This window comes from Chitinophaga fulva (genome assembly GCF_012927205.1).
Lineage (GTDB): Bacteria > Bacteroidota > Bacteroidia > Chitinophagales > Chitinophagaceae > Chitinophaga > Chitinophaga fulva.
In genome coordinates, this window is record NZ_JABBGC010000001.1 from 3,084,266 (window position 1) to 3,102,267 (window position 18,002).

The window sequence follows — 18,002 nt, forward strand, 5'->3', positions numbered from 1 at the left end:
TTGTGTATAAGAAATCATAATCAGGACGATACCTCTGAAGCTAAGTGCTGTTAAGCATAAACGAAAGAACTCATCATTATAAAGAAATTGAACGACATCGTAACCCAGGGCTTCAGCCCTGGGAAACCGGACACAAAAATTTTTTCCACCTTTTTAGGGAATCCGGTTTTTACCCGTGTCCTTTTCGCAGGTACACTATCTAACCATTCAATGAAAGCAGAAAGAATACTGGAGCTGATGGCACGAAAAGCCGGCAAGGCCGCAAGCAGGGAGGAGCTGGAAGAGCTGGAGGAATTGCTGGCAGAGAACCCCGACTACCGTTTCATGGAGAGCGTGCTGGACACGGTGGAGGCGCCAGTCCCGGATACGGCTGTTGTAGCGGGTGGCTGGGAAAAGATGGACGCGCTCCTGCAAGCGCCGGCGCCGGTAGTATCTTCCAGACGCCCCTACTGGTGGGCTGCGGCGGCAGTACTGCTGGCGGCTGTAGGTGCAGGCATGTGGTGGCTGGGGCGTAAAAAACAACCTGCACTGGCGCTGCAACAGATCAGTGCACCGATGGGTAGCACCATCAAAGCGCTGCTGCCGGACGGTACACAGGTATGGATCAATGCTGGCAGCCAGATCAGCTACGATGCCCGTTTTGCTGGTAAAAGCAGGGACGTGACGGTTACCGGTGAAGTATTTTTTGATGTGGCACAAGATGATCATAAACCATTCATCGTTCATTCCGATAACCTCGCCATCCAGGTACTGGGAACTTCTTTCAATATAAAGGCCTATGGCGATGATCAGAAAGCAGAAGTGGCGGTCATTACAGGAAAGGTACAGGTGATGATGCGTAACAGCCCCGAGAAAAAAGTAGTGCTGCTGCCCCGCGAAAAACTGGTGTTGTCACTCGATCAACATACACTTATGCCGGAGCGTGACAGTATACAACATGTCAACTTCAGGGTACAGGAACTGGCCAGCAGCAAAGATCCCGGGCTGGTAATGGAAACAGCCTGGTGCAACCAGAAGCTGGCGTTTATGAATGAAACCTTCGCGGAGGTGGCCCGCAAAATGGAACGACAGTTCAACGTCAATATAGTTTTTGAAGACGAAACACTGCAAAAAGAAATACTGAGCGGCGTATTCGAAAAAGAAGATATCAACAAGGCGCTGCGGTTGTTGCAGATGACCACAGGATTCCACTATAGGGTAGTACAGCAACAGGTTTACCTGTCCAGATAGAACATCATAGCAACATTTTATCAACTCAAAAATCACCTGTAATGAACACACGGTTAAACGCACGCATTACCTGAAAACATGCATGAGGGATGAGATAAGCTTCGTCCATAAAAGAAAAGGGAAGAGGCCTGCTCTTCCCCAAAAGGCTTATGTGTATGTACAGGGGTAAGTCAGCCTGAGAAACTTCACTTACACCCTTCTTTACAAACCTTTCTAAAACAAATCTATGAAAAAAAGCAGATTTGGAGGGGCTTCCTATGCGCTCAGCCAGACAGTCAAACTACTCCTCATGATGAAGTTATGTTTTGTTGTGGTGTTATTGTCCTGTTTACACGCTTCAGCAACCGTCTTTTCGCAGGAAAAATTCACGCTCACTTTCGTGAGGACTGACGCAGACAAGATCTTCGCAAAGATCCAACAGGAAAGCGACTATCGTTTTTTTTATAACTATACGGCCATCCGCCAGCTGGGTAAAATAGACCTGCAGGTGAAAGATGCGCCCCTGGCGGAAATTATGCGGCGAATGCTGGACAGTTCCGCACTGGCTTTCCGCATTGTAGACAACAACCTGGTGGTCATCTCCCCCAAATCAGAACAAAACGCAGGCAGGGTTAACGGTAAGGTGGCCGATGAAAAAGGCACACCGCTGGTAGGCGTGTCCGTTAAAGTGAAAGGTAGTAGCCAGGGAGCGGTAACGGACATCGAAGGACGCTTTTCCCTGCAGGCCGGTCCCGGTGCAGTACTGGTGATCAGCTACATGGGCTTTATCTCGCAGGAAGTACCGGTGCCGGCAGGTGAACAACTGATCAACATCGTCCTGAAAGAATCCACCAGCGGCCTCAATGAAGTGGTGGTGATCGGTTATGGCACCCAACGCAAAAAAGATGTGACCGGCGCTATCAGCTCGGTGAACAGCAAAGACCTGCGCAACGTGCCGGTACGCAACGCGGCAGAAGCCTTGCAGGGCAAGGTGAGCGGCGTGACCGTTTCCCAAAGCAGCGGCAGCCCCGGATCAGCACCGGTGGTACGTATCCGTGGTATCGGATCTATCAGCGGCAGCAATACACCGCTATACATTGTAGACGGTCTGCCGCAGACAGATATCGGCTGGCTGAACCCCAATGATATTGAAGCGATGGATATCCTCAAAGACGCCTCTACTGCGGCCATCTATGGCTCCAGAGGCTCCAACGGCGTGGTGATCATCACTACCCGTAAAGGCAGTCGCAATGATACTAAAATGCATGTGACACTGGACACCTACACCGGCTGGCAGTCAGCCTGGAAACGGCCACACATGCTCAACGCGGCGGACTTCATCAAATATAAAACACAGGCTTACAGCGCAGACGGCGCACCGTTGCCCACTGATATTAATACACCGGAGAAAGTAGCGCAGGTACTGAAGTTTGTGAACGACAACTCCGGGCCTAACGGTACCGACTGGTGGAAGGAGGTCATTCAACAGAACGCTCCTATCCAAAGCTACAACGTAGGCGTGAGCGGCGCCGGTAAAAACCTGGTATACGCTTCCAGCGCAGGGTATATGAAACAACAGGGCATTGTAAAAGGATCTGATTATGAACGTCTCTCCTGGCGTACCAACGTGACAGCTGATATCAGCACCCGCGTAAAACTGACTACCAATTTCGGCCTGATCTATGAAAACCGCCGTAATGTGGATGAGAACAACCCCTTCTCCGGTACGATCTTCAGTGCGATGGCCGCTGACCCGATCACACCGGTATACCGCAATAACCTGAAGAGCGTCCCTGATTTTTATCAGCGTATTATGACAGGTTATGAAGCCAATAACCCGTATTCACAATATGCCGGTATTCTCTTTACCAACAAACCCAACCCGGTAGCACAGGTAGAGCGCATGCAACAGAGCGTATGGGAAGGGATTGCCATCAAAGGCGGTGCTGCGCTGGATGTAAAGATCATCGAGCCGCTTACTTTTCGCAGTAACTTTGGGATGGACCTCGGACGTGGTATCTCTAAAGGATTTTCGCCGGCTTACTTCCTGAATTCCTTTGATTACGCTACTTACAATACTGTCAGCAACAGTTCCTCCTGGAGCAATTATTTTGTATGGGAGAATACGCTCAACTTCGACAAAACTTTTGGCAAGCACCACATCACTGCGCTGGCCGGTATTTCCGCTGAGCTGACGAAAGGACTGTCTTACGCTGCTTCCAAACAAAATATCGTGAACAACGAACCGGATATGCGTATTATCGATGCCGCCACCCTGAACCCCGGGGCTTCCGGTTATACCTATTCCAGCGCGTTGCAATCATTCTTCGGCCGGATCAACTACGTATATGCTGACCGTTATATTCTGGCTGCCAATGTGCGCCGGGACGGTAGCTCCAATTTCGGTGACGGCTACCGCTGGGGTACTTTCCCCTCTGCTTCCGCAGCATGGCGTTTCTCCGAAGAGAACTTCATCAAAAACGCTAACCTGGGATGGCTGACCAGCGGTAAACTGAGAGCCAGTTACGGTGCTATCGGTAACCAATATGTTAATACCAGCGGCTTATACCTGTCTACTTACGGCAATACTTATTTCCGGTACCTGTTTGGTAATGCCAATACAGGTTATCTTGGTGCAGAACGTAAGACCATGGCTAATCCCAGCCTGCAATGGGAAACCTCCAAACAAACAGACATCGCGCTGGACCTGACCCTTTGGGATGGCATCCTTGATGTGACAGTAGATTACTTCAATAAAAAAGTGACCAATATGCTGGTAGTGGTACCGATACCATCTACTATGGGTTACCCTTCGGGAGATTTCTGGACCAATGCCGGCAGCATGGTCAACAAAGGATGGGAAGTGTCGCTGGGCCATAGTCATCACTTTGGCGACTTCTCGTATAATGTACGCCTCAATGTGTCCACGTTCCGCAACGAAGTATTGAGCATGGGCGGCGGAGAACCGATCTACACCACTGCTCACCTGGGTGAGACCATCAGTAAAACAGAAGTAGGTAAACCGGTAGGTTACTATTTCGGTTGGCTGACAGATGGTATTTTTCAAACACAGGATGAAGTGGATAAAAGCCCGCAGCGCCTCAGTTCCCGCCCCGGCGATATCCGTTTCAAAGATATCAATGGCGTAGATGCGAACGGTAACATCGTGCCCGGTCCGGATGGCAAACTGGATGCTGCTGACCGTACTATGATCGGTAATCCATGGCCTGATTTCGTATATGGCCTGAATATCAACCTGAACTATAAACGTTTTGACCTGGGTATGTTCTGGCAGGGTTCACAAGGCAATGACGTGATGAACATCCTGCGTTATGACACCGAGTCCGGTACCGGCTGGTACAACGCGCCACAGGGCTTCCTGGAGAAATCCTGGAACGGCCCCGGTTCTACCAACAAGTATTTCCGTATCTCTTCCAACTCCGCGCTCAACAGCAGCGTGTCTAACTACTTCGTGGAAGATGGTTCCTACCTGCGGTTGAAAAACATACAGTTGGGCTACAACTTCCCGGAAAAATGGTTGCAAAGAGCCCGTATACCACAGTTACGGTTATACGTAGGTGCGCAGAACCTGCTCACCTTCACCAAATACAGCGGCCTCGATCCGGAGATGGGCAATGCAGATCCACGCCTGATTGGTATTGATCAGGGGTATTTCCCACAAGCGCGCACTTTTATGGTAGGCGTGAACGCTAAATTTTAATCCTTAACACTGTCTGTAATGAAAAAGATCATATATACTTTACCGTTGTTGATGGTTTTGCTGACTGTTTCCTGTTCCAAGGATTACCTGAACAGGCCGCCGCTGGGAAAACAAACCGATGAAAACTTTTACAATTCGCCGGGTGCCGGTTTTAAGACTGTCGTTAACTGTTACCTTGGATTCTATGATTTCTGGGGATACCAGGCAGCGATGGCGGAGCTGGGCAACATGGCCACCGACGAAAGCGATAAAGGCGGTTCCGACGCCAATGACCGTCCGTTTGTGGTAGATCTGGGCTGGGGCCGTGCGCTGGCCACCAACGAAACGCTTAATGGTCTCTGGGGCGCCTGTTACAAAGGCATTGGCAACTGCAACGTGGCGCTGGAGCGCCTGCCCGCAGCCAAACTGCTGGATGACAAAGGCAATCCGCTCGATGATAAAACCAGGAGCCGTTACCTCGCGGAGATACGTTTCCTGCGTGCTTACTACTACCTCGACCTGGTACGTGTATTCGGTGGCGTGCCCCTGGTGACAAAAACGCTGCAACTCGAAGACCGCAACAAGATCGTGCGGGCAGCTTCCAATGAAGTGTTTCAGTTCATCACCAGTGAACTGGAGGCTGTGGGTAATGATGCCGCGCTGCCTTCCCGCGGTGACCTGCCTGCTACAGAACTGGGCCGTGTTACCAAAGAAGCTGCATGGGCCGTACAAGCAAGGGCTTACCTCTTCTTCGCGGAAGATGACAAAACCCTCTACGCCAAAGCCCGCGATGCCGCTAAAAAAGTGATCGACGCCAATGCTTACACGCTGGACCCGCAGTATCAGGCGCTGTTCCTGAAAGATGGCTACAAAAGCCCGGAAGCAGTGTTCCCTATCATCTTCGGTGATGATCCCGCAGCCTTTATCTACGGTACTACGCTGCCTATCTACTGTTCGCCGCGTAACGTAGGCGGATGGGGTTTCGACTGCCCTACGCAGTCGCTCGTGGATGAATACGAACCCGGTGACCCACGTATCCTTTTCACGGTTCTCGACCAGGGAGATGTGTTCCCCGGTGGAGAAACACTGGACTTCTCCTCTTATCCGAATACCGGTCATCATAACCGCAAAGTTTTCCTGCCTGCAAACCGCCGTGGACAAGGGTGGGGCAACGATGCCTGGACCATGCACCTGGTGCGTTATGCAGACGTGCTGCTGATGTATGCAGAAGCGTTGATTGAAAGTGGTGGCAGCAAACAGGATGCCGCCAATTACATCAATATGGTACGTAACCGCGCCAGCAACTCGTCCCACACCGATGTGGAAGCAGTGTCCCGCAAGCGGGTGATAGCGGCCACGCCGCTGCCAGCGGTAACAGCCGGAGATGATCTGCGCAAAGCCCTGCGGCATGAACGGCGCGTGGAGCTGGGCTGTGAATACGGCCGTGTGTTTGACCTGTTGCGCTGGAACAGCTACGTGACCACCATGAAAGATTATTCCACTAAACCTTATTCCAACGGAAAAGGCAGCGCCTTCAGAGCGCCAGCTTCCGGTAATAAATACCTCTTCCCGATACCGCAACAGGAAATAGATCGTACCGGCGGTGGTATCAAACAAAACCCTGGTTACTAATTCTTAATTGAATTGATGGACTTTTAATTAGAAACAATGAAAAAATTATGGTTGCCTGTGTTGCTCACATTGCTTACAGCATGTGGGGCCAAGCGTTCTGTTACCCGTATTTTATGTTACACGAAAAACACAGAAAGCCCCTGGGTGAAGCAATTACAGGAGGCAGGACAAAAAGAAGGCTGGCAGATAGTGCTTACCGGCGACAGGCAGTATTTCCAGGATGATTCCCTGAAAAGCTTCAGCGCAGTATGTGTGCCCTTTTCTCTGACAGATAGTTTGAATTACCGGAATATTCCGGCATTGAAACGTTATGCAGAAGCAGGTGGTGGCGGTATCCTCGCGGTGAAAGACAGTGCTGCCGTTAAACAGGGATGGCCCTGGTTGCGCGAATGGAACACGCTACCGGAAGGCAAAGAACTGGAACAGGACAAAGGCCGCCTGTATATTGTGCCTGCTACAGCTACGGCTGCAACCATACAACCGGCTATCCGTTACCTGGTGGGGAACAATGCCTGGCCTGATTACAGCAAGTCATTGACCATTGCGCCGCCGGATACTAACCGTTACACCTATACGGTACTGGACCACGGTCTGGATGAGCCGATGGAGATGTGTATCCTCCCAGGCGGTAACGTATTGTTCGTAGAACGCAAGGGCGCCGTGAAACTCTATGATGCCCGTCAGCGGCAAACCAAAACCATCGGCCGTTTCGATGTGTTCAGCGGTATTGAGGACGGCTTGCTGGGCGTGGCGCTGGACCCTCATTATGAAAAAAATCACTGGGTGTATTTTTATTACGCGCCCGCTGGTGAGAAATGGTACAATAAACTGGTACGCCTCGAACTGCATGGCGACACGCTGGACATGTCTTCCGAAAAGGTGTTGATGGAAGTGCCTACGCAGCGCCGCTATTGCTGCCACTCTGCCGGCTACCTGTTCTTCGGGCCGCATGACCTGTTGTACTTGTCTATCGGTGATAATACGAATGCTGAAGAAACCCACGGCTATACGCCAGTAGATGAAAGACCCGGCCGCGAGCTGTCGGATGATCAGGCCAGTTCCGCCAGCACCATGGATTTGCGCGGTAAGATCCTGCGTATTAAACCGGAGCCGGACGGAACATACTCCATCCCCGAGGGTAACCTCTTCCCTAAGGATGGCTCCAAAGGCCGCCCGGAAATTTATGTGATGGGCTGCCGTAACCCTTATCGTTTTTCTGTGGACATGAAAAATGCATTTGTCTACTGGGGCGATGTGGGGCCGGACACGAAAGTCCCTTCTGCAGAAGGCAGCACACTCAGCTTCGATGAAATCAATCAGGCAAAGAAACCCGGTTTCTTTGGATGGCCTTATTTCAATGGTAACAACGAAGCCTATCCTTTGCTGGATTATGCTACCATGAAAGAGCGTCCGGGAAAAGACCCATTGCGTCCTGTTAACAATTCACCGCACAATACCGGTATCAAAGACCTGCCGCCTGCACAGCCGGCCATGATATGGTATGGCGATGCCGCTTCACCGGTGTTCCCGATGGTAGGCAAAGGCGGAGAGACGGCTATGGCTGGACCAGTATTCTACAGTGATCAGTTTAAGAATGCACCTTATAAACTGTCTGATTATTACAACGGCAAGCTGTTTATCTATGAATGGATGCGGCACTGGATTATGGCGGTAACGTTGGACTCCGCCGGCAATTACCTACGGATGGAGCCTTTCCTGGAGAATATTGATTTTGCAGCTCCTACGGATATGAAGATTGCGCCCGATGGCAGCATTTATATGCTGGAATACGGCACCAACTGGTTCTCCAAAAACTCCAATGCCAAACTGGTACGTATCACCTATTCAGAAGGCAACCGTCAACCGGTGGCGAATATACGCAGCAGCCAGTTGTACGGTGGTGCACCACTGACAGTGAAGCTCTCCGCTACCGGCTCCGTGGACTACGACAAAGGCGATAAGCTCACGTATACATGGAAGATCGGTGATAAACAGCTTACCGGTGAACAGGTGGACCATACTTTCTCTCAGCCGGGCGTGTATAAAGTAGACCTGACGGTATCTGATGATCATGGCGGCAAAGGAACATCTTCCGTGGACATCAAAGTGGGCAATACACCACCGGATGTGAGAATCATGACCTCTGCGAACAAAAGCTTCTATTGGGACAATGCCCTGCTGGATTATAAAGTGATGGTCACCGATCCGGAAGATGGTACTCCTGACAGCAGCAAGATTAAAATCACCTTTGATTATCTCCCGATGGGAAAAGATTTCGCACTGGTACTCGCTAATAACGGTGGTGGCAATACGAAGTTCGCCAAAGGGCATCAGCTGTTCTGGTCGTTGGATTGTAAATCGTGCCATACGGAGAATACTACGTCCATTGGTCCGAGTTTGCAGGAAGTGGCCAAACGTTATACTGATAACGAAACCAATGTGAACAAACTGGCAGCCAAGATTATTACCGGTGGCAGCGGCAGCTGGGGTAGCCGCACGATGTCTGCCCATCCGGACATGTCTGTTGACGATGCCAAAGAGATTGTGCATTATATTCTGTCACTCAGCAGCGTGCAGGGCACTCTGCCTATGCAGGGCGTGCAATCCTTTAAAGCGCATGCTGGCAAAGGCAACGAGGGCGGGTATCTGCTGATGGCCACTTATACGGATAAAGGCGCCAACAATATAGAACCGATTACCAGCAGGGATTATCTCATGCTAAGAAATCCATGGGTGCAGGCAGAAGATTTTGATGAAGGCAATGTGAACCTGATCACGATCACCACAGCAGGCTTGGCTTATACAGCTGTGCGTAACAACAGTTACATCCGGTTCAACCATCTGTATATGGACGGAGTGAAGAGCATGCAGTTCAATGTACAGGAGCAGGGTATTGGTGGTGTGGTGGAAGTACACCTGGACAAGCCGGACGGGCCGCTGGCGGGCAAAGCAGTGGTGAAAGCCGGAAACGCGGCAGCAGCCGGACCAACAGCAGGATGGAAACCAGTGTCCGCGACGATACAACCTGTTACGGGTCAGCATGATTTGTACTTCGTGTTCAAAAGTACAGATGGTAAAGATGGTTATCTCTTTAACATGGATTGGATCAATTTCTCCAACAATAACTGATCGTATGTCCCTTTCCGTTCGGCTGCGGCTGTCTATCCTGATGCTATTGGAGTACTTTACCTGGGGCGCCTGGTATGTCACCATGGGCACGTACCTGATCACCGCGTTGAAAGCAGATGCGGTGCAGGTGGGCGCAGCATATGCCAATCTCTCCATTGCGGCCATTATCTCCCCGTTTTTTGTGGGGTTGATAGCCGACCGTTTTTTTGCAGCGCAGAAGGTGTTGGGCGTATTGCATCTGGCAGGTGCGGTCACGCTTTATATGACCGGCAGCGTACATGATTTTGGTAGTTTCTGGTGGCTGATATTGCTGTATACGTTGTTGTATATGCCCACCATGTCGCTGGCCAATGCTATTTCCTTCCGGCAGATGACCGATGCCGGAAGGGAATTCCCTTCAGTGCGTGTATTCGGTACCGTAGGATGGATCGTTGCCGGTTTGCTGATAGGATTTGCCAAGGTGGAAACTACCGCCGTAACCTTTCATGTCGCCGCTGCCAGTTCACTGCTGCTGGGCGTCTACAGCTTTTTCCTGCCTGACACACCACCCGTGAAAAAGAAGGTGCAGTTGTCGGATGTGTTGGGACTGGACGCATTGGTACTGTTTAAAAGCCGTGCTTACTGGCTGTTTTTTATCACGGCCATTGCCGTGTGTATACCGCTGGCATTTTATTACAGCTTTACGAATGCTTTCCTGAACGACAGCGGCATGACCAATGCTGCCGGTAAAATGACGCTGGGACAGGTTTCTGAATTCCTGTTCCTGCTGTTGATGCCGTTGCTGTTTGTCCGCATGGGCGTAAAACGCATGCTGGTGCTGGGCATGGCCTGCTGGATACTGCGTTATGTACTGTTTGCCTATGGCGACAGTGGCGCCGGTACCTGGATGCTGTATGGCGGTATCGTGCTGCATGGTATGTGCTACGATTTCTTTTTCGTGACCGGGCAGATTTATACTGACCGTAAAGCCGGTGAGGCCGTGAAGAATGCCGCACAGGGATTGATTACGCTGGCCACCTACGGCATTGGTATGCTGGTAGGGTCCTACGTGTCAGGGTTTGTAGCGCGGCGGTTCAGTGAGGCGGGAGCCGCCGGCCCGGTGTATGACTGGCAGGCTATCTGGCTGGTGCCGGCGGGCATTACCGGGGTGTTCCTGCTGTTGTTTGTTTTTTTATTCCGGGAGGATGATCAACCGTAACTATAACAATAAAACATTTTTATATGGGAAGAAAAATTGCCATGCTGGGCAGTGGTTTTATCGGTAGGTTTTACGCCGATTCCATCCACAGCCAACGCAGTAAAGACAGGATCGTCAGCATTTATTCTCGCCGTGAAGAAAGTGCGCAGAAATTTGCTGCTGACTATCAAACACCACACTGGACTACCACGATGGAAGAAGCGATCCATCATCCGGAGGTGGACGTGGTGTGCATTGCTTTGCCTAATAACCTGCATGAGGCAGCCGTGATGGCCTGCTGTAAAGCAAAGAAAGCCGTGATCTGTACCAAGCCGCTGGGCCGTAACGCCGAAGAAGCCAAAAGGATGCTGGAGGCAGTAGAAGCGGCGGGCATCTTCCATGGTTATATGGAAGACCTGGTATATACGCCTAAATTCTCCAAAGCCCTGCAAAGTGTGCAGGACGGTGCATTGGGCCGTATTCTCTGGGCCAAGTCGAGGGAAACACACCCCGGTCCGCACAGTGAATGGTTCTGGGACAAAGAACAGGCCGGCGGTGGTTGTATCCTTGATCTGGGCTGTCATTGTGTGGAGATCGCCCGCAGCTTTATCGGTAAAGACATCAAACCGGTGGAAGTGATGTGTTGGGCAGATACGCAGGTAAAACCAATTGATGCAGAAGATCATGCCATCGGGTTGGTGAGGTATGAAAACGGCGCCATTGGCCAGTTTGAAGTAAGCTGGACTTTCCGTGGTGGTCTCGATTTACGTGATGAAGTGATGGGCACCGAAGGTACGATATGGCTCAACAGCTTCCTGCGTACCGGTTTTGATATGTTCACCACCGGCAAAGGTGCGGAGTACGTAGCAGAAAAAGCAGAGAGCAACACCGGCTGGTTGTTTCCCGTAGGAGATGAGTTGAATGATCTGGGGTATAACCACATGTTCACCGACATGTTCAATGCTATCGAACAGAACAAAGCACCGCGGGAATCCTTTTATGATGGCTACGTGGTAAACGCTGTGCTGGACGCGGCTTACAGGAGCGCTGCCAGCAAGCAATGGGAGCCCGTAAAGCTGGAGATATGGCGTGGCCGTGAAGGGGTGGGCAAAGGTGCTTCCCTGGTAGATTATGATGACAAACATTACCTGATCAAAGAAGAGAAGACACATTTTGGCAGCACGAAACTGATCTTAAAAGAAAAACAAAGCGGGAAGATCATTGAAGTGACCCGTTAATCATCCAAATAAAACAAATTATGACCGCATACGATCGCAGGAAATTTCTCAGAACAGCGGCAATAACGGGGGTTGGGCTCGGTCTGGTAGGCCGTGCCGGCTCCCTGTTTGCCGGTACGCCCGCTGAAGCAGGAAAACGGGTAGGCATCATCGGGCTGGACACTTCACACAGTGTGGAGTTCACCAAAATGCTGAACGCCCAAAATGCAGACCCTTCCTACCATGGATTTAAAGTGGTGGCGGCTTATCCGCAGGGCAGTAAAGACATCGCTTCCAGCCTGGAGATGGTGCCTGGTAACCTCGCCAAGGTAAAAGAGCTGGGCGTGGAGATAGTGGATTCTATTGCGGCCTTACTGGAAAAGGTAGACGTGGTCCTGCTGGAGTCCAACGATGGCCGCGTACACCTGGAGCAGGCGCTCCCGGTATTTAAAGCCGGCAAAAAGGTTTTCATCGATAAGCCGATAGCCGCTTCCCTGGCAGATACCAAAGCAATTTTTAAGGCAGCCGAAAAATATAAGGTGCCGGTGTTCTCTTCTTCCGCATTACGTTTTATTGACAGCATCCAACAGGTGAAACAGGGCAAGATCGGCAAAGTGGCCGGGGCCGACGTATATACGCCGTCGCCTACGGAGAAAACACACCCCGATCTTTTCTGGTACGGTATCCATGGTGTGGAGATGCTGTTTGCTCTGATGGGTGCCGGTTGCCGTAAGGTGACCCGCACTACTTCCGAAGATATGGACCAGGTAACCGGTGTATGGGCTGATGGCCGCATCGGTACGCTGCGCGGCGTGATCAAAGGCCCATATGGTTTTGGTGGCCATGCTTTCGGTGAAAAAGGCATTATGCCCATCGGTGATTTCAGCTCGTACCAGCCGCTGGTATTGCAGATCACTTCGTTCTTCCAGACCGGCATCGTGCCGGTGGACCCGCAGGAGACCATTGAGATGATGGCCTTCATGGAAGCTGCCGATGCCAGCAAAAAGAAAAAAGGCGCTCCTGTAATGATGAATGTGTAGCGCCCTGCCCCGGGGCTGGTGTAATGCCTGCTTCGGGGTTTTATTTACTCATACAGGAATTCTACATAGGTGACAGTCATGGTTGTGCCGTTGTGCCATTTAACCCAGCCGTATGTCTTCTTTTTGCGGTTGTAATCTTCGCGGTCTATGAGCTGCGCCCATTCTCCCCGTACTTCCCCCACTTTAAAACAATCATCACAGTTATCTTCCCGCTTTGGAAAAGGAATCCGCTTACCTTGTGGCGATTCAAAAAGTGGTGTGTCCGGTTTGACATGGACGATACATGCCCGTTGCAGTAAATTTTCCCAGGTTTCATACAGGTACCAGTTGGGATTGTAAGTCGTTTTTTTACCGTTATAGGGCATGCTGTTATGCAGGTCTTTTTGTACCATCGTACTATACAGCGCATAATCCGACTGTATGCGGATAAAACAGGTGAGCTTTTCTTTTTCATTGATCACCACCCTGAAGTATGTCTTCGTAGCTTCCACCACGCGGAGTTGTAATTCCGCCGGAAAGTGCACCAGGCCCATGTTGATGTGCTGACTGCCGGCTTCATAGGTGTCTCCTTCAAAAAGCCGGTAAGGGGTGAAACGGGTTTTAAGCACCTGCGTCAGGAAGGCGTAGCTGCCGTCTTTCTTTTGCCTGATCACCAGGGTATCAAAAGGTGTTTTGTCGCCAGCGTTAGCGTATAGTGGAATTTTTTCATCGAAGCTGACCTGCAAAATGCCCGTCCCTAGGGAATCGTAGCGGGCAAGGGGTGGTAAAGCGGAACCGGGCTGCTGGCCACAGGCGAAGAAACTGAACATGATGGAAAGGATTAAAAAACAAAACTTCATAGTTGCTTTTTAATGCAAGATGCCACCAGCAGCCCGGATTCCATAAGTTATCCTAAAATTTTTCCCATATACGGGTCAGTGATGCTTTCCAGGCCTGTTTCCACGCGGCCGGCATATCTCCGGGCATATTGATCATGACCATCGGCCAGTATCGTGAAATCATACCATCCGTGGCTGGATTGCAATGGCAGCACGATTTGTGTGGGCTGGTCTTTGGTCACTGAACGGGTAATGGTTTTGTTGCCATAGGCATTGTCCCGTATGGTGATGCTCATCGGTTGGGCGCTGTTGTTGGACAGCGAGAGCAATACATTACCCGTAAGTTTTTGGGTAGATTTATTTCGTTCGTACGTACACGTAGCTGTGATGGCCGGATCTTCCGTATTGCCGGTTGCTTCGCGGAAGAAGCCATTGGGGCCATGCAGCTGCAGGTGGTAACGGTTGTTTTCAAACGCGTTCAGCGGCCATTCGTAGTGAAGCTGATCACCGGCTTTTACAGCGAAGGACCAGTTGCGGCATTTGTCGGTATGGCCGTTGTCGTCTTTGTAAGTCACTGGTGCGATCACAGTAAAGGGAGCGCCTGCGGCTGCCGCGCCGAAAACTTTGTTATCTGCCGCGAAGGACGCCTTTACCTGACGGGAGCCAGGTTGACAGTCGATCTCGGCGTACAGTTCATAAGGCAGGGCAGGAGAGGGGCGCACACCTTTTTCCTGTGGCACCAACAGATGGGCTGGTGTGGTTTTGCCGGTGACCTGTGTGATAGCCTCTGCCGTCAGTTTTTGAAAACCGGCAGGGATGGTTTTGAACTGCGCGTTATAGATTTCCTGTACGAACTTTTCCTTTTGCAGGAAAGGCAGTTTTTCTTTTTTAGGCACGAAGGTGCTGAAGGCAGCGGTCAGATCGCCGCAGATGGTGCGCCGCCACTGGCTGATGTTATCGAGGTGTACCTGCTTATTGTATTTGCGGTGCACAAACGTTTCGAGGAACTGCAGCGTAGACGTGTGATCGAACACCTGCGAACATACTTTGCCGCCGCGGCTCCAGGGCGAAGCGATGATCATCGGAACGCGGAAGCCCAGTCCGACAGGCGCTTCACGGGCTTGTTTCTTATGTATGCCCTGTGCCAGTTCATTCTCCAGTCTTACGTGTTCCACTTCCGTATCAATGCCCGCGGATACTTTGCCGGTGCCGGGTTTATTTTCATCCGGGATAGAGAAAGGCGGCACGTGATCATAGTAGCCGTCGTTTTCATCGTAGGTAACAATGAAGATGGTCTTTTTCCACACTTCCGGATTGCCGGTAAGGATATCCATGATCTCCGAAACATACCAGGCGCCGTACCAGGGGGCGCTGGGGTGGTCTGAAAAATTCTGCGGACCGCTGAGCCAGGATACGGTGGGGAGATTGCCTTCGCGCACATCCTGGCGGAACTGGTGCAGGATATCACCCGCCGGGACAGTGACTTTGCGGTCTTGTCCATCATCTGAGTATTGGAAGGTGGTCACGCTGCGGAAATTGCTATCACTGCTGTTGATCACAAAAGCGCTGTAGTACAGTTGCTTTTGCTGCGCAGACAGTTGCTCAAAACTTTCTTTGTTCCACCTGGCCAGTTCTTTGGTGGCGTTGTCCAGTACTGCCTGTTTTTTCGCGATGTCAGTGCGTATTTTCTGTGCCGCTTCGTCGGAGGAGGGTGAGGCTTCCTGTAGTTTGTTGATTTCTTCCGGAAGGGTTGCTGCCTGTTTGAGCAGCGTTTGGATATAGCGGGAAGAGAACTTTACGTGGTATGCTTCAAAGAATTCGAGGAGGTTACAGCCGAAGTTGGCCAGCCAGGCGCGTTCTTCGCCTTTGAAGCCGCCGCCGCAGCTGAGGTCGTTCTGATAAAATTTCCACGGGATATCGTTTTCAGACAGCAGTTCCGGGAATGTTTTCCAGGTGTGTTTGCCATAGCTGAAATCGTCGTTGCGGATATTTTGTTTGGTGCGACCGTTTTCTTCACTGTTGATTTTGCCTGTCCAGAAGAAGGAGCGGTTAGGCGTGGTGCTGGTCATGCCTGAACAGAAATGCTGGTCGCATATGGTGAAAGCGTCTGCCATGGCGTAGTTGAAAGGGAGGTCTTCCCGTGTGAAATACCCCATGGTGAGCGGCATGTGCGCGTATTGTCTGTTGCCCGGTTTTTTAGCCAGCAGCCATTGATCGTGTTTGCCTTCGTTGTACGCATCGACCTGACTGGCGCGCGAGTGCGGCAGTGAGCCCATCCACGTGATTTTCGTGTCTTTGATATCGAGACGAAAAGGTGCATAGGTATCTCCTTTTTCATCGGTCTGGAACCATACGGGTTTCAGGTCGGGCAGCGGAATAGCGCGTGGGTCGCGAAAGCCTCTGACGCCTTGCAGCGTGCCGAAACAATGGTCAAAGGAACGGTTCTCCTGCATGAGTATAACGATGTGTTCCGCATCGAGCCAGGTGCTGCCTGGTGTTGGGTCTATCGCGAGCGCGCGTTGGATGGATGCCGGCATGATGGTGGAGAAGCCGGCGGCACCGGAAAGCAATAAGGATTTTTTCAGGAATTCCCTGCGAGTGTCCATGACTGGAATTGTTTAAAAAGTGTGGCTAGTTTGTGTCAGGGACGAAAAATAGTCATCATTTTTAATTATCTGGTAACCACTCATCCATCTTTTATGATATCATAACATGAACCGGGAGAGCAGGAATACGCAGCACATGGCTACGATGCCCATGATCAGTGTGGCGATGGTATATACGCGGAGCATGTCTTTTACTTCCAGTCCGGAGAAGCGGGAGATAACCCAGAAGTAGGCATCGTTGGTATGCGATACCATCATGGAGCCGGCGCCCATGGCCAGTACGCAGAAGAGTGAGCCGTCGGGCGTATGTAAGCCAAGCGCAGGAAGCAGCGGATGAATGATGGAGGCTGCTGTGATGATCGCTACGGTGGAAGAGCCTTGCGCGGTTTTGAGAATGGCGGTAACGAGAAATGGTAATAGTATGCCCGTGCCCGTTATAGCCGGATTGTTGGCGATGTGCGCACCGATGCCTGCTTTGGCGAGAATAGCGCCAAAGGCGCCACCGCCGCCGATGATCACGAGGATGCCGGCCGCTTTTTCTGCGCCTTCCTGTAGTATTTTTCCAAAGCCCTCACCCTGACCTTTGCGTAATCCCAGCAACGCGAGACCGATGCCAATGGTAATGGCGATCTCTGGTGTTCCTGTGAGATTTAATATTTGTAACAGGAGAGAAGAAGAACTTTGTTCCAGTGTGAAAAAAGAGCGTAGGGCTATCAGTAGAATAGGTACCGCAATGGGCAGTACAGCCATCCAGACGGAAGAAAGCGCCTCCGGAGCGGCGTCGGTTTCCATGGCAGCGGGTGCTATGACGGGCAAACGCCGCCCGGCGTATAACGACCACGTATATCCGCAGAAGGAAGCAGGTAAAGCAATGAGTAAGCCGAATAACATCACCTTGCCCATATCGGCCTGAATAACGCCGGTAGCGGCGGTAATGCCGGGGTGGGGCGGCATCATACAATGCACGGCGTACAAACCCGTGGCCAGCGAAGAGGCCATGATTACCATCGATACGCCGGAACGCCATGCCAGCGCTTTGTTTAGCCCACTGAGCACAATAAACCCGGAGTCACAGAAGATAGGCATGCCTACTAAATAGCCGATGATATTCAATGCCAGCGGTGAGCGCCGGGTGCCGGTTTGCCGCAATACGTAAGCGGCCAGCACCGTGGTGCTGCCGGTATGTTCGAGGATAAGTCCCAGCGTGGTGCCCAGGATAATGAGCAGTCCGAGTGAACCAATGATTTGTCCGAACCCGGTTTTAATGGTAGTGAGTATATCCGTCAGCGGTAGCTGGAAAATCAGGCCGGCAAGTAAACCAGCCAGCAGTAAAGCGAAAAAAGCGTGTATCCGGTAGCGTGCGGTCAATATCACAATCAGTGCGATACCAAAAACTATGACGACCATGATTATTGCTGATTTTCCTGATTAACGAAGATCAGTACGAAGCTATTGTGTTTTTTTGATCATCGGC

Annotated in this window: 10 protein-coding genes; 7 read left to right on the top strand and 3 right to left on the bottom strand. The window is 51.3% G+C overall.

The features are described 5' to 3' along the window. Window positions 1-210 precede the first annotated feature (210 nt). The 7 genes from HHL17_RS12535 (at window position 211) to HHL17_RS12565 (ending at window position 13,104) form a co-directional block, all read left to right on the top strand. Complete coding sequence (locus HHL17_RS12535) at window positions 211-1,230, top strand: FecR family protein (protein WP_169225052.1); 1,020 nt, start codon at window positions 211-213, stop codon at window positions 1,228-1,230. Window positions 1,231-1,456: 226 nt separating this feature from the next. Further along, window positions 1,457-4,930, top strand: a complete 3,474-nt coding sequence (locus HHL17_RS12540) for a TonB-dependent receptor (protein ID WP_169225053.1) — start codon at window positions 1,457-1,459, stop codon at window positions 4,928-4,930. 18 nt (window positions 4,931-4,948) lie between these two features. Then, entirely contained in the window at window positions 4,949-6,541 is a 1,593-nt protein-coding gene (locus tag HHL17_RS12545) for a RagB/SusD family nutrient uptake outer membrane protein (protein ID WP_169225054.1), read from the top strand. Between the two features lie 36 nt (window positions 6,542-6,577). Then, the gene (locus HHL17_RS12550; protein ID WP_169225055.1) at window positions 6,578-9,670 is read left to right on the top strand and encodes a PQQ-dependent sugar dehydrogenase; all 3,093 of its coding nucleotides are present in this window, start codon (window positions 6,578-6,580) and stop codon (window positions 9,668-9,670) included. 4 nt (window positions 9,671-9,674) lie between these two features. Then, entirely contained in the window at window positions 9,675-10,868 is a 1,194-nt protein-coding gene (locus tag HHL17_RS12555) for a nucleoside permease (protein ID WP_169225056.1), read from the top strand. A 23-nt stretch (window positions 10,869-10,891) separates the two neighbouring features. After that, complete coding sequence (locus HHL17_RS12560) at window positions 10,892-12,085, top strand: Gfo/Idh/MocA family protein (RefSeq protein ID WP_169225057.1); 1,194 nt, start codon at window positions 10,892-10,894, stop codon at window positions 12,083-12,085. Window positions 12,086-12,105: 20 nt separating this feature from the next. Further along, window positions 12,106-13,104, top strand: a complete 999-nt coding sequence (locus HHL17_RS12565) for a Gfo/Idh/MocA family protein (RefSeq protein WP_169225058.1) — start codon at window positions 12,106-12,108, stop codon at window positions 13,102-13,104. Window positions 13,105-13,148: 44 nt separating this feature from the next. On the opposite strand, the gene HHL17_RS12570 is transcribed toward HHL17_RS12565, so the two are convergent. The 3 genes from HHL17_RS12570 to HHL17_RS12580 form a co-directional block, all read right to left on the bottom strand. Beyond that, the gene (locus tag HHL17_RS12570) at window positions 13,149-13,913 is read right to left on the bottom strand and encodes a hypothetical protein (RefSeq protein ID WP_169225059.1); all 765 of its coding nucleotides are present in this window, start codon (window positions 13,911-13,913) and stop codon (window positions 13,149-13,151) included. A 77-nt stretch (window positions 13,914-13,990) separates the two neighbouring features. Further along, window positions 13,991-16,528 carry a phosphocholine-specific phospholipase C gene (locus HHL17_RS12575; RefSeq protein ID WP_169225060.1) on the bottom strand — a complete coding sequence of 846 codons (2,538 nt, stop codon included), beginning with the start codon at window positions 16,526-16,528 and terminating at the stop codon, window positions 13,991-13,993. Window positions 16,529-16,627: 99 nt separating this feature from the next. After that, window positions 16,628-17,935 carry a GntP family permease gene (locus HHL17_RS12580; protein ID WP_169225061.1) on the bottom strand — a complete coding sequence of 436 codons (1,308 nt, stop codon included), beginning with the start codon at window positions 17,933-17,935 and terminating at the stop codon, window positions 16,628-16,630. Between the last annotated feature and the right edge of the window lie 67 nt (window positions 17,936-18,002).